15 protein-coding genes are annotated in these 19,796 nt (G+C 66.7%); 7 read left to right on the top strand and 8 right to left on the bottom strand.

Annotated features, from left to right (window positions below; all coding sequences use genetic code 11):
* The first annotated feature begins 21 nt into the window (after positions 1-21).
* The 3 genes from EZ304_RS18945 (at position 22) to EZ304_RS18935 (ending at position 2,500) form a co-directional block, all read left to right on the top strand.
* A complete protein-coding gene (locus EZ304_RS18945) occupies positions 22-822 on the top strand; it encodes an exodeoxyribonuclease III (RefSeq protein ID WP_099603906.1) in 801 nt (266 codons plus the stop codon).
* Entirely contained in the window at positions 819-2,192 is a 1,374-nt protein-coding gene (locus tag EZ304_RS18940; protein WP_099551464.1) for an AmpG family muropeptide MFS transporter, read from the top strand. The genes EZ304_RS18945 and EZ304_RS18940 overlap by 4 nt, the downstream gene beginning before the upstream one ends.
* Before the next feature lie 77 nt (positions 2,193-2,269).
* The gene (locus tag EZ304_RS18935) at positions 2,270-2,500 is read left to right on the top strand and encodes a hypothetical protein (protein WP_005407775.1); all 231 of its coding nucleotides are present in this window, start codon (positions 2,270-2,272) and stop codon (positions 2,498-2,500) included.
* Positions 2,501-2,569: 69 nt separating this feature from the next.
* Here EZ304_RS18935 and EZ304_RS18930 read toward each other — a convergent pair whose 3' ends face one another.
* Together EZ304_RS18930 and EZ304_RS18925 are read right to left on the bottom strand one after the other, a co-directional pair.
* Entirely contained in the window at positions 2,570-3,697 is a 1,128-nt protein-coding gene (locus EZ304_RS18930; RefSeq protein ID WP_142807860.1) for an anhydro-N-acetylmuramic acid kinase, read from the bottom strand.
* A 65-nt stretch (positions 3,698-3,762) separates the two neighbouring features.
* The gene (locus EZ304_RS18925; protein ID WP_099551462.1) at positions 3,763-5,235 is read right to left on the bottom strand and encodes a M23 family metallopeptidase; all 1,473 of its coding nucleotides are present in this window, start codon (positions 5,233-5,235) and stop codon (positions 3,763-3,765) included.
* Positions 5,236-5,402: 167 nt separating this feature from the next.
* Between EZ304_RS18925 and tyrS the strand changes: the two genes are divergently transcribed.
* The 4 genes from tyrS (at position 5,403) to mtnC (ending at position 9,128) form a co-directional block, all read left to right on the top strand.
* On the top strand, positions 5,403-6,614 hold the full coding sequence (gene tyrS, locus EZ304_RS18920; RefSeq protein ID WP_142807859.1) for a tyrosine--tRNA ligase: 1,212 nt from the start codon (positions 5,403-5,405) through the stop codon (positions 6,612-6,614).
* Positions 6,615-7,173: 559 nt separating this feature from the next.
* Positions 7,174-7,779 (top strand): methylthioribulose 1-phosphate dehydratase, encoded by a 606-nt coding sequence (locus EZ304_RS18915; RefSeq protein WP_142807858.1) that lies wholly within the window; start codon positions 7,174-7,176, stop codon positions 7,777-7,779.
* Positions 7,780-7,871: 92 nt separating this feature from the next.
* The gene (locus EZ304_RS18910; protein WP_049434983.1) at positions 7,872-8,429 is read left to right on the top strand and encodes a 1,2-dihydroxy-3-keto-5-methylthiopentene dioxygenase; all 558 of its coding nucleotides are present in this window, start codon (positions 7,872-7,874) and stop codon (positions 8,427-8,429) included.
* Positions 8,430-8,432: 3 nt separating this feature from the next.
* The gene (gene mtnC / locus EZ304_RS18905; protein WP_099555238.1) at positions 8,433-9,128 is read left to right on the top strand and encodes an acireductone synthase; all 696 of its coding nucleotides are present in this window, start codon (positions 8,433-8,435) and stop codon (positions 9,126-9,128) included.
* 86 nt (positions 9,129-9,214) lie between these two features.
* Here mtnC and EZ304_RS18900 read toward each other — a convergent pair whose 3' ends face one another.
* From EZ304_RS18900 to EZ304_RS18875, 6 genes are all read right to left on the bottom strand, one after another.
* Positions 9,215-11,833 (bottom strand): beta-mannosidase, encoded by a 2,619-nt coding sequence (locus EZ304_RS18900; RefSeq protein WP_142807857.1) that lies wholly within the window; start codon positions 11,831-11,833, stop codon positions 9,215-9,217.
* A gap of 91 nt (positions 11,834-11,924) precedes the next feature.
* The gene (locus EZ304_RS18895) at positions 11,925-13,151 is read right to left on the bottom strand and encodes an AGE family epimerase/isomerase (protein ID WP_142807856.1); all 1,227 of its coding nucleotides are present in this window, start codon (positions 13,149-13,151) and stop codon (positions 11,925-11,927) included.
* Positions 13,148-14,143 carry a carbohydrate kinase family protein gene (locus EZ304_RS18890; RefSeq protein ID WP_142807855.1) on the bottom strand — a complete coding sequence of 332 codons (996 nt, stop codon included), beginning with the start codon at positions 14,141-14,143 and terminating at the stop codon, positions 13,148-13,150. Before EZ304_RS18890 ends, EZ304_RS18895 begins: the two co-directional genes overlap by 4 nt.
* 7 nt (positions 14,144-14,150) lie before the next feature.
* On the bottom strand, positions 14,151-15,464 hold the full coding sequence (gene fucP / locus EZ304_RS18885) for an L-fucose:H+ symporter permease (RefSeq protein ID WP_142807854.1): 1,314 nt from the start codon (positions 15,462-15,464) through the stop codon (positions 14,151-14,153).
* 60 nt (positions 15,465-15,524) lie between these two features.
* Positions 15,525-16,574: a LacI family DNA-binding transcriptional regulator gene (locus EZ304_RS18880; protein ID WP_142807853.1), complete on the bottom strand. Its 1,050-nt coding sequence runs from the start codon at positions 16,572-16,574 to the stop codon at positions 15,525-15,527.
* 96 nt (positions 16,575-16,670) lie between these two features.
* Positions 16,671-19,136, bottom strand: a complete 2,466-nt coding sequence (locus EZ304_RS18875) for a GH92 family glycosyl hydrolase (RefSeq protein ID WP_099555228.1) — start codon at positions 19,134-19,136, stop codon at positions 16,671-16,673.
* Between the last annotated feature and the right edge of the window lie 660 nt (positions 19,137-19,796).

Raw genomic sequence — 19,796 nt, 5'->3', positions numbered from 1 at the left:
TTCCCGCCGTAGGTCTTCCGCATGCGCATCATCAGTTTCAACGCCAATGGCATCCGTTCCGCCGCGACCAAGGGCTTCCTCGACTGGTTCCGTGCCCAGGACGCCGACGTCCTGTGCATCCAGGAGACCAAGGCCCAGGAAGACCAGCTGACCGACCCGATGTTCCGCCCGGACGGCCACCACTGCTTCTACCGCGACGCCATCACCAAGAAGGGCTACAGCGGCGTGGCGATCTACAGCAAGCGCGAGCCGGACCAGGTCATCACCTCGCTGGGCTGGGCCCCGTTCGACGACGAAGGCCGCTACATCGAGGCACGCTACGGCAACCTCAGCGTGGTCTCCTTCTATATCCCGTCCGGCAGCTCGGGCGACCTGCGGCAGGGCTTCAAGTTCGAAGTGATGGAATGGCTGCGGCCGATCCTGGAGGAGTGGGCGCGCAGTGGCCGCGACTACGTGCTGTGTGGCGACTGGAACATCGTGCGTTCGGCGCTGGACATCAAGAACTGGAAGTCCAACCAGAAGAATTCCGGGTGCCTGCCGGAGGAGCGCGACTGGCTCAACGCCCTCTGCGCCGACCACGGCCAGACCACCGATGTCACCGCCGGCCGCGGCTGGGCCGATGCCTACCGCCTGCTCAACCCCACCGGTGAGGACTACACCTGGTGGAGCAACCGCGGCGCCGCCCGTGCCAACAACGTCGGTTGGCGCATCGACTACCAGTTCATCACCCCGGGCCTGCGTGACCGCCTGCGCAGCTGCTCGATCTACCGCGACGAGCGCTTCTCCGACCACGCCCCGTTCACCGTGGACTACGACCTGTGACCGAGGCTGCCAAGCCGCGCCGACCGTGGCAGCAGGTGTTGTCCAACCTGAGCCAGCGCAAGGTGCTGGCGATGCTGCTGCTCGGCTTCAGTTCCGGTCTGCCGATCTACCTGGTGGGCAACACGCTCGGCTTCTGGATGCGCAAGGAAGGCATCGAGCTGAGCACGATCGGTTTCCTGTCATGGGTCGGGCTGGCCTACACCATGAAGTTCCTGTGGGCGCCGATCGTCGACAAGACCGACGTGCCCCTGTTCGGCCGCTTTGGCCGCCGCCGTGGCTGGATGCTGCTGTCGCAGCTGGTCGTGGTGGTGGGCCTGGTCGGCATGGCGCTGGTCCAGCCCAAGGGGGGGCAGATCCAGTTCCTGGGTATCGCCTGGCAGCACATCGTCGTGTTCGGCGTGATGGCCGTGATCGTAGCGTTTGCTTCGGCCACCCAGGACATCGTCATCGATGCCTGGCGCATTGAAAGTGCTGACAACAGCGAGCAGCTCGGCCTGCTGACCTCATCATCCGCGCTGGGCTATCGCACCGCATTGCTGGTCACCGATGCGCTGATCCTGATCATCGCGGCCCGTGTCGGCTGGCAGGTCTCGTACGAGATCATGGCGGTACTCATGGCGCTTGGCGTGGTGGCCGTGGTCATGGCCAGGGAACCCGCCAGGGAGGTGGCTGCCGTGCAGGCTCAGGCGACCTCGCTGTGGACGCCGCGTGGCCTGTTCGACGCCGTGGCCGGGCCGTTCATCGCCTTCGTCCGCGAGCACCGCAGCGGCGCGATCCTGATCCTGGTGGCCATCAGCGTCTATCGCATGGCCGACTTCGTCATGGGGCCGATGGCCAACCCCTTCTATGTCGATCTCGGCCTGGACGAAGATACCGTGGGCGCGGTGCGTGGTTCGGTCGGGCTGGTCGCGACGTTCGTCGGCATTGCCGCAGCGGGCCTGGTCTCGGTCCGCTGGGGCGTGCTGGCGGCGCTGATGGTGGGCGCGGTGCTGGGGCCGGCCTCCAACCTGGCGTTTGCCTGGCTGGCCTATTCCGGCCCGGACACAACCCATTTCGCCGTCGCCATGGCGATCGACAACTTCGCCAGCGGCTTCGCCGGAACGGCGCTGATCGCTTATATGTCGAGCTTGACCAGCATCGGATACACCGCCACCCAGTACGCGCTGCTGAGCTCGTTCTACGCGATGCCCGGCAAGGCCCTCAAGGGACTCTCGGGGTGGTCGGTACAGACGCTCGCGCAGGGCCGGACGCTGCTGGAAGGCTATGCACTGTTCTTCGTCGGTACCGCGCTGGTGGCGATCCCGGTGGTGATCCTGTGCGCCCTGTTGATCGTGCAGCAGCGTCGTCGCCAGGCCGCAAGCGCCGCCTGATTGCCTGCCCGGCCGGTCTGCGGGATCATCGCCCGGACGCGCCGAGGGGGCGGTGCCTTGCGAACGGGGAAGTGAGCATGGCCGACGTTGTGCTGCGGGACCTGGACCCGCTGCTGCTGGAACGTATCAAACGCGTCGCGGTCGCCCGCGGCTGGACCCACGAACAGACCTGTGCCGCCTTGCTGGAGCAGGGCCTGTTCAGCAGTGAGCTGGAAGTCCGCTCCGGCTTCGGCGATCCGGAAGTGGATGCCCTGTCCGATGCCATCGCCGCCCTGCAGGCCTTGCCCGCAGGGCAGGGGTTTGATTGACCTGATCTGTGCTCGCCGGGCATGGCCCGGCGCTACCGCTACAATGTCGCTTTAGTGGATGGGGCCACCTCACGCCAGGTGGATCGCCCCCAGGATCCGCGGGCCCTGGGCCCCGGTCACGCTCGGCAGGTTGCCGGCCAGCCCGTCCATCGTCCGCTGCGCCAGCCATGCAAAGCCCATTGCTTCCACGTACTCCGGGTCCAGCCCGTGTACCGCGCTGGATTCCACCTGCACGTCCGGCAGCCGTGCCGCCAGCCGCTTCATCAGCTGCCGATTGCGCACACCGCCGCCACAGACCAGCAGGCGGCGGGTCCGCGGCTGCTGCGCCAGCAGCGCATCGGCCACCGTCGCCACGGTCAGCTCCAGCAGGGTCGCCTGCACATCGGCGGCAGCGTATTGGCCTTCGGCCATGTGGGCCTCGGCCCAGGCCAGGTGGAACTGCTCACGGCCGGTGCTCTTCGGTGGTGGCAGCGCGAACCACGGGTCCGAACGCCAGCCGGCCAGCAGGCCCTCGTCCACCGCGCCGCTGGCGGCATAGGCGCCGTCGGCATCAAAGGTGCGGCCGGTGTGGCGCTGGCACCAGGCATCCATCAGCGCGTTGGCCGGGCCGGTATCGAAGCCACGCACCGCGCCTTCGCGCGGGACCAGGGTCAGGTTGGCGATGCCGCCCAGGTTGAGCACCGCGCGGTCTTCGTCGGCCGTGCCCAGCACGGCCAGGTGGAAGGCCGGCATCAGCGGTGCGCCATGGCCACCGGCTGCCACGTCGCGGCGGCGGAAGTCGGACACCGTGGTGATTCCGGTCAGCTCCGCGATGCGGTTGCCATCGCCCAGCTGCACGGTGAAGGCGGGGTCGGCCAGCGGGCGATGGCGCACGGTCTGGCCGTGCGAGCCGATCGCGCGCACCTGGCTGCGGTCCACGCCGGCCTCGGCCAGCAGTTGATTGGCGGCCTCGGCGAAACTGATCGCGATCCGCGCATCCAGCTCGCCCAGCTCCTCCAGCGAGTCCAGCGGTCCGCCTTCGCCCAGCGCCACCAGCCGCGCACGCAGCACCGGCTCCCAGCGGGCGGTCACCCCGTGCACGAAGTGGCAGCCACCGCCGGCGGGGAACTGCACCAGTGCGGCATCGATGCCGTCGGCGCTGGTGCCTGACATCAGGCCCAGGTACAGGGGAGCAGTGGCGTCGGCAGTCGTGTTCATGGCGGGCATAAAAAAAGGACGCGGCAAGCTTGGGCTGCCGCGTCCTTCTTCGTCAACGCAGGGGCTCAGCCGCGCTTGCGGCCGGTGCTGCTCTTGTCCTTGGCGCTGGCCACCTCGGGGGCGGCCTCGTCGCGGCTGGTCGGTGCCGGGCTGGCGTCGGCGTAGATCAGCTTCTCCATGCCCTGGATCCGGGCCATCGCCGGCGCGGTCTGCGCGCGGAAGGCGACCAGCTCGGCGCCCTTCAGCGGCTCCGGCGGCGGCATGGTCACGGTCAGCGGGTTGCGGTGCTCGCCGTTGACGCGGAATTCGTAGTGCAGATGCGGGCCGGTGGCCAGGCCGGTCGAGCCGACATAGCCGATCACCGTGCCCTGGGCCACGCGCTGGCCGGTCTTGATGTTCGCAAAGCGCGACATGTGGCCGTACAGCGTGGTGTGGCCACGGCCGTGGTCCAGGATCACCACGTTGCCGTAGCCGCGCTGCACGCCGGCGAACTGCACGCGGGCATCGCCGGCGGCCATGATCGGGGTGCCGGTGCGCGCGGCGTAGTCCACGCCCTTGTGCATGCGCATCTTGCCCAGCACGGGGTGCTTGCGCGCACCGAAGGTCGAGCTCAGCCGCGCGAACGGGATCGGCATGCGGATGAAGCTCTTCTTCAGCGAACGGCCGTTGAGGTCGTAGTACTCGGACTTGCCGTTGCGGTCGAAGCGGAAGCCGGAATAGGTCTTGCCACCGGTGGTGAAGGTCGCCGCCAGGATCTTGCTGGTGTCCACCTTCTCGCCTTCGCGCCAGGTTTCGTCCATCACGACGCTGAAGCGGTCGCCCGGCTGCAGGTCCTTCGAGAAGTCGATGTCGTACTTGAAGATGTCATCGGTCATCGTCGCGATCGCCGACGGCGACAGCCCGGCGCGTCGGGCCGCGGCATACAGCGAGCTGGTGATCTCGCCGCTGGTGACCACCGTGCGCGTGGAGGTCTCGCGCTGGGTCACCTTCTCCTTGATGTCATCGCCGGCCAGGCTCAGTTCCACCCGGTTGTCGGCATCGCGGTCGAAGCGGATGCTGCGCAGGTCGCCGGACAGCGGCATGTCGAAGGCGATCTCGGCACCCGGGCGCAGCTTGGTCAGCGCCTCGCGCGCGCCCGGATGGTCCAGCACCCGGTGCAGGGTGGTGGCCGGGATGCCGGCCTTGTCGAACAGATCGCTCAGGGTCTGGCCGCGCTGCACGCGCAGCACCTGCCAGCTGTCACCGGGTACCTGCTGCTGGCGCGCCATGGTCAGCGGCGGCAACGGCAGCGCCAGGCTGGTATGGCTGTCGGCAAAGGGGGCGTCGATGGTGTGCGAGAAGCCCGGGACGATGGTCGCCACCAGGGCACCGATGGTCGCGAACAGGCTGGCATGCATCCAATGGCGCCGGGTCCAGCGCTCGTTGAAGGCGGCGGGAAGATGTTGCCTGAGCTTCCGATGCAGGGCGTTGTCGTGCAGGACGTGGAGGCGTTCCTGGAAGCGCTGCTTGCGTGCGCGCCCTTGTTCGGAATTGTGCATCGGCGGTTTTTTCCTGGCAGCCCGGGAGCGCGGGCCTGATCGCCGGTTACCATAGACACCTGAGAAAACCGCGTCAAACCCTTGTGCCCATTGGCTTTTGTGAAGCCAATCGGGTTAACTTTGCTTTAACACCCCACACAAGAATCGGCGTTGCCGGGAGTAGTCACGTGTCCTCGATTGAAGAAGCCCTTGCCCTGATCGGCCGCGGTGCCGACGAGATCCTCAAGCTCGAGGATCTGCGTGCGCGCCTGCAGGAAGGCCGCCCGCTGCGGATCAAGGCCGGCTTCGACCCCACCGCGCCCGACCTGCACCTGGGCCATACGGTGCTGCTGAACAAGATGCGCCAGTTCCAGGACCTCGGCCACCAGGTCATTTTCCTGATCGGCGACTTCACCGGCATGATCGGCGACCCGTCCGGCAAGAGCCTGACCCGCAAGCCGCTCAGCCGCGAGGACGTGCTGGCCAACGCCCGCACCTATGAGGAGCAGGTGTTCAAGGTGCTGGACCGCAGCCGTACCGAAGTCCGCTTCAACTCGGAGTGGTTCGGCAAGATGGGCGCGGCGGACATGATCCGCCTGGCCGGCCAGCACACCGTGGCACGCATGCTCGAGCGCGATGACTTCGCCAAGCGCTACGCCGCCCAGCAGTCCATCGCCATCCACGAGTTCCTGTACCCGCTGGTGCAGGGCTACGACTCGGTGGCCCTGGAGGCGGACGTCGAGCTGGGCGGTACCGACCAGAAGTTCAATCTGCTGATGGGCCGTGGCCTGCAGGAACATCACGGCCAGAAGCCGCAGGTGGTGCTGACCATGCCGCTGCTGGAGGGCCTGGACGGCGTCAACAAGATGTCCAAGTCGCTGGGCAACTACATTGGTATCAGCGAACCGGCCATCGACATCGTCACCAAGACCATGAAGGTGGACGACAGTCTGATGTGGCGCTGGATCGAGCTGCTGTCCTTCGACATCAGCCAGGCCGAAGCCATGCAGCTGCGCGAGCAGGTGGCCAATGGCGGCCTGAACCCGCGCGTGGTCAAGCTGCGCCTGGCGCGTGAACTGGCGACCCGTTTCCACGATGCAGCAGCGGCCGAGCAGGCCATTGCAGGTTGGGAGGCGGCGGTGACCGGGCAGGGCGACATCACCCAGTTGCCGCTGCAGGACGTGGCGATCCCGGCCGAAGGCCTGCGTATTGCTGCACTGCTGACTGCGGCCGGCCTGACCCCGAGCAACTCCGAAGCCAACCGCAAGCTCAAGGAGCGCGCGGTCAAGGTGGACGGTGAAGTGGTCGAAGATGGCCAGCAGGTGCTGCAGCCGGGCTTCGAAGGCCTGCTGCAGGTCGGCAAGCGCACCTTCGCCCGCGTGCGCCTGGTCGCTGCCTGAGACAAAGGAAGGGCCGGCGCAGCCGGCCCTTCCTTATGCTCTTGTAGAGCCAAGCCCACGCTTGGCTGCTCTTGGCGGCATCCTCCCGCAGAGCGTGATGGATGAACGGATGCAACATCCGTTGAAAAAAATCGCCACACCCCCTTCACAAACGGTGGGAATAGGGACATACTTCTCCTCCCCCGTCGCAGGGGTCGCCACCAAGGGGCTTCAGCGACATCAGGGCGCCCATCACCGCCGAACGAGATGATCGAACGAAGGTGTTGACGGACTGAAAAAGTCTGGCATAATGGGCGGCTCGCTACGAAGGAAACTTCGCAGCACACGGGAACGGCGCTGAGGCCACTTCCCAAGATCTTTGAAAGTATGCGCAGGTATCTTGTGAAGGCGCCTGCAGGAGGGATGATTGTCCATCTTGCAGACGTTTGATCAAGCAACTATTAATTGTTTTAAAGCAAGCGATACGTTGCCAGCATCAATCATCTGCAGCTTTAAATTTTGATCTTCGGATCATGTAGTTTTAAGTGACACCCCCACCTCCCCCTACGACACCGCCCGCCTGGGCGAACTGGCCCAGCTGCTGATCGACAACGTCCGCGAACTGGCCCACGCCGGCTGGACCCCGGCCACCAGCAGCAACTTCTCCCACCGCCTGGACGACCGCCACGCCGCGATCACCGTCTCGGGCAAGGACAAGGGCCGCCTGATCGAGGACGACATCATGGTGGTGGACTTCGATGGAAAGGCCGTTGGCCGCCCGCTGCGCCCCTCCGCCGAAACCCTGCTGCACACCCAGCTGTACCGCCGCTTCCCGGAGATCGGCTGCGTGCTGCACACCCATTCGCCGGTACAGACCATCGCCTCGCGCCTGTACGCGCCGCAGGGCCATGTGCACCTGGAAGGCTATGAGCTGCTGAAGGCCTTCGCTGGCAACAGCACCCATGAGATGGCGGTGGATGTGCCCGTGTTCGCCAACACCCAGGACATGGACGTGCTCTCGGCCCAGGTCGACGATCTGCTCGACCGGCAGAACCTGTGGGGCTACCTGATTGATGGCCACGGCCTGTACGCCTGGGGCCGTGACATGGCCGAGGCGCGCCGCCACCTGGAAGCCTTCGAATTCCTGTTCCACTGCGAGCTGGAACTGCGCAAGCTGCGCGGCTGAACCCGCGCGCAGGTGCAGATGCCGATCCGGAATCTGCGCCCCGCCCCCGCCCTGCTACCCTGTCTTCCCCCCGAGACGTTCAAGCTGCCGCCATGAGCCGACTGCGCATCTACGACGACACCCGCCCCGAATCGCCGCTGCTGGACACCCAGGACGGCGCGCTCATTGCCGCCGAACTGCAGAAGATCGGCGTCACCTTCGAACGCTGGCAGGCCACTGCACCGGTCGCACCCGGCGCCAGCCAGGAGGAAGTGTTCGCCGCCTACCGCGCCGACATCGATCGCCTGGTTGCCGAGAACGGCTTCAAGAGCGTGGACGTGGCCTCGATCGCGCCGGACAACCCCAATCGCGCCGAGCTGCGCAAGAAGTTCCTCGACGAACACTTCCACAAGGAAGACGAAGTGCGCTTCTTCGTCGCCGGCTCCGGCCTGTTCACCCTGCACGTGGAAGACAAGGTCTACGAGATCGAGTGCGTGAAGGACGACCTGATCGCCGTACCCGATGGCACCACCCACTGGTTCGACATGGGCGACGAGCCGAGCTTCGTGGCGATCCGCTTCTTCACCGAGCCGGATGGCTGGGTCGGTCACTTCACCGGCACCGACATCGCGCAGAAGTTCCCCCGTTACGTACCCACCCAGGCGTCCTGATCCATGCAACCCCGCGTCATCCTGACCGATATCGAAGGCACCACCAGCAGCATCTCGTTCGTCAAGAACGTGCTGTTCCCCTATGCGCGCAAGGCCTTGCCCGCGTTCGTCGCCGAACACGGCCAGCAGCCGGAGGTGCGTCGCTGGCTGGATGCAGTGGCCACCGAGATCGGCGGCGCCTGCCAGGACAGCCTGGTGGCCGAGACGCTGCAGGGCTGGATCGACCAGGACCGCAAGCACACCGCGCTGAAGGCACTGCAGGGCCTGATCTGGGACGAAGGCTACCGCCGAGGCGATTACACCGCGCACTTCTACCCGGAAGTGGCACCGATGCTGAAGGGCTGGAACGCTTCGGGCCTGCCGCTGTACGTGTACTCCTCCGGCTCGGTGCCGGCGCAGAAGCTGTTCTTCGGCTTCAGCGATGCCGGTGACCTCAGCCCGCTGGTGTCGGGCTGGTTCGATACCGAAGTGGGCGGCAAGCGTGAGGCCGACAGCTACCGGCGCATCGTGCAGGCGATCGGCGTACCGGCCGGGGAGATTCTGTTCCTGTCGGATGTGGTCGAAGAACTGGACGCCGCCCGCGAAGCCGGCCTGCAGACCCGCTTGATCGACCGCCTGGATGATTACCCGCTGCCGCGCACCGGCCAGGCCGCCAACGGCCATGAGCGGGTCGAGAATTTCCAGCAGATCCAGCTGTAAGCAAGAAAAAGGGGACGGAGGGGATTAAGTCGTTTGTGGCACACATGGGCCACAAACGACTTAATCCCCTCCGTCCCCTTTTTTGCTCAACGATCGTTAAGGGTTTTTACCTTCAACGCTTCGCGCAGCGTCGTCAGATCCACCGGGCCGCGCACCGCGATATCGCGGGTTTCGCCCGGCAACAGGTCCAGCAGATTGTCTTCCACCTGCACGTCCAGCGCGCCGAAGTCGATCCACGCCGCACGCACATAGGCCGCGCTCTGCAGCCGCAGGCGATAGTGATCGCCGTCGATGGCGAGAGTCGCCTTCAGTTTCTGCCGTGGCAGCACCTGGTCCCGGGCTTCGACGAAACCGACCACCTGCCGCGCGCTCACCCCGCCTTCCTGCAGCAGTTCGAACACCGCCACCGTCCGCTTCGGATCGGCACCGGCCAGCAGCTCCGCGTCGCGGAAGTCACCGATCGAGGTCACACCCTCCGCCGCCAGCGCCACCACTTCTTCACGCTGCCGCAGCACCTTGCCATCCACGTCCACCACCCGCAGCCGCCAACGTGCCTCCTGCGCGGCGCCATCATTGATCAGGCGCACCCGCGTGCTGCCCTCGTCGCGCAGTGCAGCCACCGTCACCGGCGCGAAGAAACGCCGCGCGGCGAAATGCAGCGCCTTCCAGCGGCCGAAGTAGTCCACGCTGGACCACGAGGCGCCCGGCCACACATCGTTGAGCTGCCAGTACAGCGATCCCATCGTGTACGGCCGCGAGGCGCGGTGATGCAGCGCCGCCAGGGCGATGCCATCGGCCTGCATCACCTGGCTGAGGTAGACGAAGTCCTCGAAGTCCTTCGGTGTGCCATAGCCCAGCTCGATGTAGTGCAGCAGGCGGCTGTTGCCCTCGCCGGCCATGAATTTCTGGTGCGCGCGGACCACCGGGCTGTCGATGCGCTGCTCGGCGCGGGTGGCGATCTGGTCCACCGTCGCCACCGACGGCCACGCCTGCAGTCCGTACTCGGACATGAAGCGCGGGGTCTCACGCAGGTAGGCCTGGACTGGCAGTGCCGGATTGCCCCAGACCTGCCAGTAGTGCTTGTCGCCGCGGGTGGAATCGTTGGCCTTTTCATCCAGGTCGTTGCTGGGCGAGCTGGACCAGTACGGCACGCCCAACCCCTCCTCGCCCACCACCTGGCGCAGGTCGTTGCCGAACAGATCGACATAGCCCTGCCAGACTTTCGCCGCAAACGCCGGATCGGCCGCTTTCAGATCGCGGCCATGGCCCCAGTCCTTCCACGCAGTCTCTTCTTCGTTGTTGCCACACCACAGCACGATGCTGGGATGGTGCCGCAGCCGCCGCACGTTGTCGCGCGCCTCGGCGACCACGCTGGCGCGGAACGCCGGATCGTAGCCGGGCTGCATGCCACCGCCGAACATGAAGTCCTGCCAGACCAGCAGCCCCAGCTCATCGGCGATATCGAAGAACACGTCGTCCTCGTAATAGCCACCGCCCCAGTTGCGCAGCATGTTCATGTTGGCGTCGTGCGCTGCGACCAACACCTGGCGCAGGCGCGCGGCATCGACGCGCGCGGGGAAGGCATCGAACGGAATCACGTTCGCACCCTTGGCGAAGATCGGCACGCCATTGATGACGAATGCGAAGCCCTGGCCGCCCTTGTCGTCTTTTTCGCGGCGCAGCTCGACCGTGCGCAGTCCGATGCGCTGCTCGCGCGCCAGCTCCGGCCTGCCACCGTCGTCCAGGCGGGCCTGCACGGTGTAGCGGTCCTGCGCGCCATGGCCCACCGGCCACCAGCGCCGCGGATCGGCCAGTTCAACCGGAACCTCGATGCTGTTCTGACCGGGCTTCAGCAGCACCGTGCGCTGCACCTGGGCCACGCTTCGGCCCTGCGGATCCTGCACATCCACGTTCACCACCGCCGAGCCCGCCGCTGCGCCCTGCTCCACCTGCAGCAGCACCGCCAGCTTCGCCTGTTCCGCATCCAGTGCATCGGTGCGCACCGCCAGATCAGTCAATCGATGCGTATCCCAGGCCTGCAGGTCGACACCGCGCCAGACACCGGCAGTGACATAGCGCGGGCCCCAGTCCCAACCGAAGTGGTAAGCCGGCTTGCGCGCGAAGTTGCCGACCATCGCGTCCTTCGGCTCGTCGCCATAGGGCGAAGGATAGTTGCCGGCGATCCTGTGCGGCATCGCCTGCACGCCCGGCAACAGCGTGCGGATCGGCGAACGGAACACGATCTGCAGTTCATTGTCCTTGGCGCGCAGACGCCCTTCCACCCGGGCACGCCAGGTACGGTGCGCGTTGTCCGCGCGCAGCAGCGGCTTGCCGTTGAGGCTGACCTCCGCATAGGTGTCCAGCCCATCGAAGCGCAGCTCGGCATTGGGCTTGGCCAGCGTGGCCGCATCCACGTCAAAGCGGGCGCGGTACTCCCAGGCAGCCAGGCCGATCCATTGCAGCTCGGCCTCGGGCGCACCGACGTACGGATCGCGGATCAGCCCATGCGCCAACAGGTCGGTGTGCACGCTGCCCGGCACCTTGGCCGCACGCCATTGCTGCAGGCCCAGATGGGCTGCACCTTCGGCGTCGCCGGGCAGCATGCGGAACTGCCACTGTGCCTGCAGCGGCGCTGCGGTTGCCGGGAAGGCGGAGGCTGCGATCAGCAGCAGGAGCAGACGGACAACGAGGGAAAGACGATGCACGCGGAGCTCCTGTTTTTCCGCCGGACGTGACCCGGCGCTACCGATTTCGGATTGCCAGGCATGGCCTGGCACTACCGCATTCGAACGATCTTCAACGCACGACGTTCAACACTTCGTAGCACGCGCCCATGGTGTGGTAATCCACCTTGCCAGCCGGGCTCTTCTCATCGCTGTACTTGCGGTTGTCGGCATCGAGGATGCGGAACCAGGCGCCGTACTGGTGGTCGACGAAGTGTTCCCACGAGTACGCCCAGATGCGCTCGTACCACTGCCAGTAGCGGTCGTCGCCGGTGCGCTTGGCCATCAGCGCGGCGGTGGCCAGCGTTTCGGCCTGCACCCAGAAGTACTTGTCGTCGTCGCAGACGAAGCTGTCGCCACCGATCGGCGCGCCGTCCATGCCCGGCTGCCGGCGCGACTCCGGTGCGAAGCCGTAGTACAGACCGCCCCGCGACTCGTCCCAGCTGCGCGCCACGGCCACGTCGAACAGGTGCTGCGCGGTCGGCACCAGCCAGTCGGCCTGCACGTGGCGATCGAGGATCAGCAGCAGCTTGGCCCACTCGGTCTGATGGCCGGGCTGGAAGCCCCACGGGCGGAACAGGTGCTTGGGGTCGTCCAGGTTGTAATCCCAGTCGATCTCCCAGTTCACGTCATAGTGCTCCCAGACCAGACCTCCGGCCTTGGCGGCCTGGCGGCGGGTCATGTTGTCGGCCAGCTGCAGCGCGCGCTCGACATACCGCTGCTCGCCACTGGCCTCGAACGCCGCCAGCATCGCCTCGCACATGTGCATGTTGGCGTTCTGGCCGCGATAGCCGGTGAAGTTCCACTGGCCATCGGCCTCGTCCTTGTACAGGCCGTGCTGCGGCTCCCAGAAGCGTGCTTCCAGCAGCTGCCAGGTCTCGTCCATCCAGCCGCGGGCCTGCTCGACACCGGCCTTCAGCGCGCAGCTGTAGGCCAGCAGCACGAAGGCCACGCCGTAGCAGTGGTTCATGTCATCCTCGACCTTGCCGTCGCGCAGGGTCCAGGCATAGCCGCCGGTGGCCGGGTTGCGGTGCACCTCGCGCAGGTAGCGCACGCCGTGCTCGACCGCCTCCCGGTATTCGGCATTGCCGAACTCGCGGTAGGCCATCGCGTAGTTGAAGACGAAACGGGTGCTGCTCACCAGGTGGCGGTGGCTGGCATCGTAGATGCTGCCGTCGTCACGGAAGTAGTGGAAGAAGCCGCCGTTCGGATCGATGCAGCGCGGATGGTAGAACGCCATCGTATCGGCGATATGCGCGCGCAGGAACGCGGGCGAACGGAAATCGGGCGAGGCGCTCATGCAGTAATGTCCTGTGCCTGCAGCAGCTGCTGCACTTCATCGAGCGAGGGCATCGCGGCGAACGCGCCCTTGCGGGTAACCGCCAGCGCACCCACGGCGGCGCCGAAACGCAGCGTGGCGGTGATCGCCTCCGGGTCCTGGCAGAACGCGGCGAAACCTGCACCGGCCCCGCCGCGCTCCAGCAGGCCGACCAGCACGCCACCGACGAAGGCATCACCGGCCGCCGTGGTGTCGACCGTGGCCACGCGGAAGCTGGTGACCTTGCCGTGGTTGTCGCGGGTGTACCAATGCAGCGTCGCTGCACCATCGGTGACGATGACCCAGCGCGCCTGCGCGGCCAGCAGGCGTCGCAGCACCGCCGCCTCGCCATCGGCGCCCAGCGGCGTGGCCAGGTAGTCCAGCTCCTCGCGCGACAGCTTGACCAGATCGGCGCGTTCCAGCGCCTGCCACAGGCGCGGCGTCGGGTCCTCGTTGGCCGGCCACAGGGCAGGACGCAGGTTGAGGTCCAGGCTGACCACCGCGCCGGCCGCACGTGCACGGTCCATGCCGGCGAAGGTCGCCTCGGCGATGGCCGGTTCGGTCAGGCTGTTGGAACAGACGTGGAAGCACTGCGCGCTGTCGAAGCACGCGGCCTGGAAGTCGCTGTCACGGAACAGCAGGTCGGCCGCCGGCGGGCGGTAGAAACTGAAGCTGCGCTCGCCACTGGCGTCGAGGGCGACGAAGGCCAGCGCGGTCTTCGCCGCATCGGTACGCACGATGTAATCGGTGCCCACATCATGCTCGACCAGGCTGTCGGCCAGGAAGTCACCGAACATGTCACGGCCCAGCATGCCAACGAACTGGGTCTTCGCACCCAGCCGTGCGGCGGCCACCGCGACGTTGGCCGGTGCACCGCCGGCGTACTGCAGGAACGCGCGCGGCGTATCGGCCGAGGCCGGGGGCTGCGCTAGTAGATCGATCAAAATTTCGCCGAAGCACACAATGGCACCCATTCCGGACTCAGCCTCCCTGCGTTGCGGAAGCCGGCATACGTGCGCCGACCAGTCCGTAGAAAATGATGTAGCCGTAGCACAGCAACGGCAGGATGAAGCTGGCCTGCACACCGATGTGATCGGCGAGGACGCCCTGCAGGTACGGCACCACGGCGCCACCGACGATGGCCATGATCAGCAGGCTGGAGCCCTTGTTGGTCAGCGGGCCCAGGCGCTCGATGCTCAGCGCGAAGATGGTCGGGAACATGATCGAGTTGAACAGGCCGATCGCCACCACCGAATACAGCGCGATGCTGCCGGAGGTCAGCATGGTCGTGGCCAGCAGGGCCACGTTGACCAGCGCGAAGATCGCCAGCAGGCGGCTGGGCGAAAAGCGCGCCAGCAGCGCCGAGCCCGCGAAGCGGCCGATCATCGCCATCGTCCAGTAGGCCGACACGTAGTGCGTGGCTTCCTGTTCGCTGAAGCCGCCGATGCTCGGCATCGACAGGTAGTTGACCAGGAAGCTGCCGATCGACACTTCGGCGCCGACGTAGAAGAAGATGCCCAGCACACCCAGCAGCAGGTGGCGCTTGCGCAGCGCATCCAGATAGCTGTGGTGATGGCCCTGGTCAGCCTGCTCGGTGGCGTCACTCAGCGCCGGCAGGCGGAACAGGAAAACGAACAGCGCCAGCAACACCAGCGCCACCGCCAGGCCCACGTACGGACCCTGCACGGCCTGCGCCTCAGCGGCGCGGTAGGCCAGCTGCTCGGCGGCCGGCAGCGCGCTCAGTTCATCGGCGCTCTTGACCGTGTTGGACAGGATCAGCATGCCGCCGAAGATCGGCGCAATGGCCGTGCCCAGCGAGTTCAGCGCCTGCGCCAGGGTCAGGCGGCTGGAGCTGGTCTGCTCCGGTCCCAGCAGCGCGACGTAGGGATTGGCAGCGACCTGCAGCACAGTGATGCCCGTGGCCAGCACGAACAGTGCGCCGAGGAAGGCGCCATACACGCGCAGCTCGGCCGCCGGCCAGAATCCCAGTGCGCCGATACCGGCGATCACCAGGCCGGCCACGATGCCCTTCTTGTAGCCCAGCGCCGCCACCAGCCGGCCGGCCGGCAGCGACATCAGGAAATAGGTGCCGAAGAAGGTGAACTGCACCAGCATCGCCTTGGCGTAGTTCAGCTCGAACACTGCCTTCAGGTGCGGGATCAGGATGTCATTGAGGCAGGTCAGGAAGCCCCACATGAAGAAGATCGTGGTGACCACGGCCAGCGCCTTGCCGTTGGTGACGGCGGGTGCGTTGCCCGAAGAACCCGATGGACGGGGCGTTGCGGAGATCGGCATGCGGTACGCGCCTCGATGCGCGGAAGGTCGTTGTTGCGTGGAAGGGGTACGTGGAAGGAATCAGTTCGGCCGTGCAGCGCTGCTTTCTCTGATGCGCAACTGCACCGGCGCCACCGTGCGCCGTGGTGGCGCGTCCGGCTCGTCCAATCGTTGCAGCAACAGCGCGGCAGCCTGCCGGCCCCGCTCGCGCGGATCGGCGGTGAGCGTGGTCAATGGCGGAACCGCGACCGATGCCTCGGAAATATCGTCGAAGCCGGTCACTGCAAAATCACCGCCCGGACGGATACCCCGTGAATTCAAGCCCAGCATCAGGCCCAGCGCGACGGTGTCGTTGTAGCAGACCGCTGCACTCGGGCGATGGCCATCGGCAAACAGCTCATCGGTGCGCGCAGCGGCTTCCAGCCGGTTCGGCGCCGACTCGATCATCCAGCCCGGCGGCAGCGACAGGCCGGCTTCGGCCAGCGCCTGCTGGAAGCCGGCACGACGCTGGTGGCACGAGCTCGATGCGGCGTGGCCGCCGAAGAAGGCGATCTGGCGATGGCCGCGCTCGATCAGGTGGCGCGTCGCCAGATAGGCGCCGTGCTGGTTGTCCAGGGTCAGGAAGTCCCAGTCGACCCCTTCCAGTTCGCGGTTGAACAGCAGCACGTTGGCATTGGCGCCCAATGCCTGACGCAGCTGCGCGGTGTCGCTGCCTTCGGCCGGAGACAGGATCAGGCCGGCCGGGGTGTGCTCCATCAGCGTGGACAGCACCGCCTGCTGGCGCTCCGGCGATTCGCCGGTGCTGCCGAGCAGGGTCACATAACCACGCCCGCCCAGCGCCTCATCCACGCCCGAAGCGAATTCGGCGAAGAACGGGTTGGACAGATCGTTGATCACCAGCGCGATGCTCGACGAGGTACGACGGCGCAGGTTGGCGGCCGCGCGGTTGTAGACATAGCGCTGCCGGCGCAGCTCGGCCTCGACCTTGGCGCGGGTATCGACATTGACCAGCGGGCTGCCACGCAGCACCAGCGACACGGTTGCCCGTGACACGCCGATGGCACGCGCGATGTCGGTCACCGTCACCGCCTTGCCGGCGCGCTTGCTGGGACTGCTGCCGTTGTCGTTCATCGTCTTCCCGGACTCCGCTGGAGGCTCAAGCCTAATGGATCAGGGCCGTGTCGTGCCGTGCCGTTCGCTAGGTCACCGCGAACGGCACAGTCCGGCTCAGCGCAGCTGGCTGCCCGGTGCCGCGCACCAGGACACCGGCAGGTCCTTCACCGCCGTGCCCCAGCCCTGCTCCGGCGCCTTCTCGTCGAGCGCGAAGTGCAGGCGCGGGCCCTGCTGCAGGCGGTTCCAGTCCAGCCACACCGGTGCATGCGCCTGGCCATCGACCTGCACGCCCTGCACGTACTGCAGTCGGCGGCCATCGGCGCCCGGCGCATCGATGCGCAGCGTGCGGCCGTTGCCCATGTCCACTTCCACCTTGCTGAAGCGTGGGGTGTGCAGCAGGAACTGGCCGCTGCCCGGCACCGCCGGGTACACGCCGATGGCACTGAACAGGTACCACGCCGACATCGTGCCGAGGTCGTCATTGCCGGTCACGCCATTGGGGGCGTTGGTGAACAGCTGCTGCGCGGCACGCACCACGGCAGCGGTCTTCCACGGCTGGCCGATCAGCGTGTACAGCCACGGCGAGTGCAGGTCGGGTTCGTTGTTGGGGTTGTAGCGGAACTGGTTGTAGTAGCTGTACGGCCCGACCACCCACTCCTTGCGGGCGGCGTTGAGCGGGTCGGCCTGCAGTGCGTCCATCGCAAAGAACGCGTCGAGTCGGCGACCGGCCTGTTCGCGGCCGTCCATCGCTTCGACCAGGCCCGGCACGTCCTGCTGCGCCAGCCACTGGTACTGCCACGCCGTGCCTTCATGGAAACCGTGATGCGAGCGCGGGCTGTAGTGGCCATCGGCCGGCGTGTACCACTGGCCATCTTCGGTGCGCGGGCGCGGGAAACCGGTGAAACCGGTCTCGGCGTCGCGCACCTGCGGGTCCCACACCTTGCGCCAGTTGCGGCCGCGCTCACGCAGCGTCGCCGCGTCCTGCGCGTGGCCGAGGCCATCGGCCATCTGCGAGAGCGCACAGTCGGCCAGCGCGTATTCCAAGGTGGCCGAACCGCCATGGTGCGGATCAACGTCCATGCCCTTGGACGGGAACGCACGGTCGTAGACCACGTAGCCCTTGTCCAGATAGGTCGGATTGCCCGAGCGGCCGGCCATGCGCGAGTTCAACGGCGGCGTACCGAAGGCGTTGCGGCGCAGCGCATCCCAGGCCTGCGATTCGCGCCCCTTGAGCGCACCGAAGCGCCACAGGTCGACCAGGAACGGGGTGACCGGATCGCCGGTCATGATGTTGGTCTCGAAGTTGGCATAGCCCCAGCGCGGCAACCAACCGCCCTGCTCGTCGATCGCCAGCAGGGTGCGGCCGATGTCGCGCGCCACATCCGGACGGGTCAGCGCCAGCCACTGGTTCTGCGCGCGGTAGGTATCCCACAGCGAGAAATACTCGTAGTACGTCCAGCCATCGGCACGATGGATGCCATCGTCATAGCCGCGGTAGCGGCCGTCGGCATCGTTGCCGGTCATCGGCTGCAGCAGTGCGTGGTAGACCGCGCTGTAGAACACGCTGCGATCGTCGGCGGTGCCGCCCTGCACGCGCACGCGACCCAGCTGCTCACGCCACGACTGCTGGGACAGCGTGCGCATCCGGTCGAAGCCGAGCAGCGAACCACCCTGCATGCCCTCGGCGCGCAGGTTGGTGCGCGCGCCTTCGGCATCCACGTGCGAGATCGCGCTGACCGCGGTCACCGACTGGCCCTTGGCCAGATCGAAGCTGAGCCAGGCACCATTCGGCTTCTGCTCGCCTTCCATGCTGTGGCGCGCGCCGGGCAGGCCACCGCCCTCGCCCCAGGTGCCATGGGCCTTGAACGGACGGTCGAACTCGATGCGGAACCAGGTGGTGTACTGATGGCCGCCACAGAAACTCTTGGTGACCAGCTTGCCTTCGACCACGCGGTCGCCGACCACGTCGACCACGCTGCCGATCACCGAATGGCGCTCGTTGGCCTGTCCGACATTGACCAGCACGTGGCCATCGCCGCTGCGCTGGCTGAAGGTGTAGCGCTCGGCCGCGGCACGGGTGCGCGCGGTCGCCTCGGCGTCGATGCCGCCGTAGCTGGTCAACCGTACCTTGTAGTAGCCGGCCTGGCCGATCTCGCCGTCATGGGTGTAGTTCGATGCGTAGGCCTTGTGGTCGAACTGCTTGGCGTTGCCGGTATCGAAATCGCCGCCAGGACCGATACTGCCGGTGACCGGCAGGATGGACACCTGCCCGCCCTGCTCCCAGCAACCCGCGCCGGAAATGAACGAGTGGCCGAAGCCCCGGATCTTCTCGTCGTCGTAGCGCCAGCCGGAATAGTGGCTGCCGATCGGGCTGACCTGGATCAGGCCGAACGGTGCCGATGCGCCCGGGAAGGTATTGCCGTCGTCCTTGCTGCCGATGAAGGTGTTGACCTCGCGCTCCAGCGCAGCCGGCGCGGCCTGCAGCAGCATCGGCGACGCTGACAGGGCGAGCAGGCAGGCCAGGCGCGCCAGCGGGCGCGAGGACAATGGGACGGCGGGAGCGGACGGCACTGGACGCATGTCGGGTTCCTGTAGTCGATGATGCGGAGGCACACGGCCGGGGCCGTCCGGCACCGTTCCGCTGAGCGCCGCCGTGACCGGCAAAGAGCTCCCCCTGGAATGACGCCCGACCCGTGCGACCGTGAATTTAGATCGATTCAAGTAGAGCATGCAGGTTCAGCCGAATGCATTCTGCGGCGCAGCATGAGGGAGGTGTTCGGCAGGGCTGCGCCCTGCACCTGCTACGAGCTGGAGCAACGGCAACAGCAAAAGCCGGCTGTCCGTGGGATGGCGGGGTGGGTCCGGTTGCGGGGGGCGCCGTAAATACGTCCATGTAGGCTCGGTCGCCGCATCCATGCGGCTCACGCCCCCGCAACCGGACCCACCCCGCCTACGACAGATTTCCGCGATCTGTGGATCCACACCATGCGTGGATGAATCTCTGTCGGATATCGAAATCAATCGGGGTCAGATCCGTTTTCCAACGGAAAACGGATCTGACCCCGCGACCTCATGTCGTTCCAGGATCAATCCAACCGTCACCGGGAAACTGTCAAAGGTGGGGCGGTGTGGGCTGGCAGGACCGTTGGCGCCATGGATGGCGCCATCGAGCCCCCATGGGTGAGGGCGCTTTGCTTGCGAAGCACTGCTTCGCAAGCGCCCGAACGCACAGCCGCCAGC

It is taken from the genome of Stenotrophomonas maltophilia, assembly GCF_006974125.1.
In the GTDB taxonomy this organism is placed as follows: domain Bacteria; phylum Pseudomonadota; class Gammaproteobacteria; order Xanthomonadales; family Xanthomonadaceae; genus Stenotrophomonas; species Stenotrophomonas maltophilia_O.
This window is presented reverse-complemented; position numbering and strand designations above follow the sequence as displayed.

What these genes read in the sequence shown, in the direction of transcription:
- EZ304_RS18945 (WP_099603906.1), top strand. Translation starts at nt 22, where the DNA reads ATGCGCATCATCAGTTTCAACGCCAATGGCATCCGTTCCGCCGCGACC.
- EZ304_RS18935 (WP_005407775.1), top strand. Translation starts at nt 2,270, where the DNA reads ATGGCCGACGTTGTGCTGCGGGACCTGGACCCGCTGCTGCTGGAACGT.
- EZ304_RS18930 (WP_142807860.1), bottom strand. Translation starts at nt 3,697, where the DNA reads ATGAACACGACTGCCGACGCCACTGCTCCCCTGTACCTGGGCCTGATG.
- EZ304_RS18925 (WP_099551462.1), bottom strand. Translation starts at nt 5,235, where the DNA reads ATGCACAATTCCGAACAAGGGCGCGCACGCAAGCAGCGCTTCCAGGAA.
- EZ304_RS18910 (WP_049434983.1), top strand. Translation starts at nt 7,872, where the DNA reads ATGAGCCGACTGCGCATCTACGACGACACCCGCCCCGAATCGCCGCTG.
- mtnC (WP_099555238.1), top strand. Translation starts at nt 8,433, where the DNA reads ATGCAACCCCGCGTCATCCTGACCGATATCGAAGGCACCACCAGCAGC.
- EZ304_RS18895 (WP_142807856.1), bottom strand. Translation starts at nt 13,151, where the DNA reads ATGAGCGCCTCGCCCGATTTCCGTTCGCCCGCGTTCCTGCGCGCGCAT.
- EZ304_RS18890 (WP_142807855.1), bottom strand. Translation starts at nt 14,143, where the DNA reads ATGGGTGCCATTGTGTGCTTCGGCGAAATTTTGATCGATCTACTAGCG.
- fucP (WP_142807854.1), bottom strand. Translation starts at nt 15,464, where the DNA reads ATGCCGATCTCCGCAACGCCCCGTCCATCGGGTTCTTCGGGCAACGCA.
- EZ304_RS18880 (WP_142807853.1), bottom strand. Translation starts at nt 16,574, where the DNA reads ATGAACGACAACGGCAGCAGTCCCAGCAAGCGCGCCGGCAAGGCGGTG.
- EZ304_RS18875 (WP_099555228.1), bottom strand. Translation starts at nt 19,136, where the DNA reads ATGCGTCCAGTGCCGTCCGCTCCCGCCGTCCCATTGTCCTCGCGCCCG.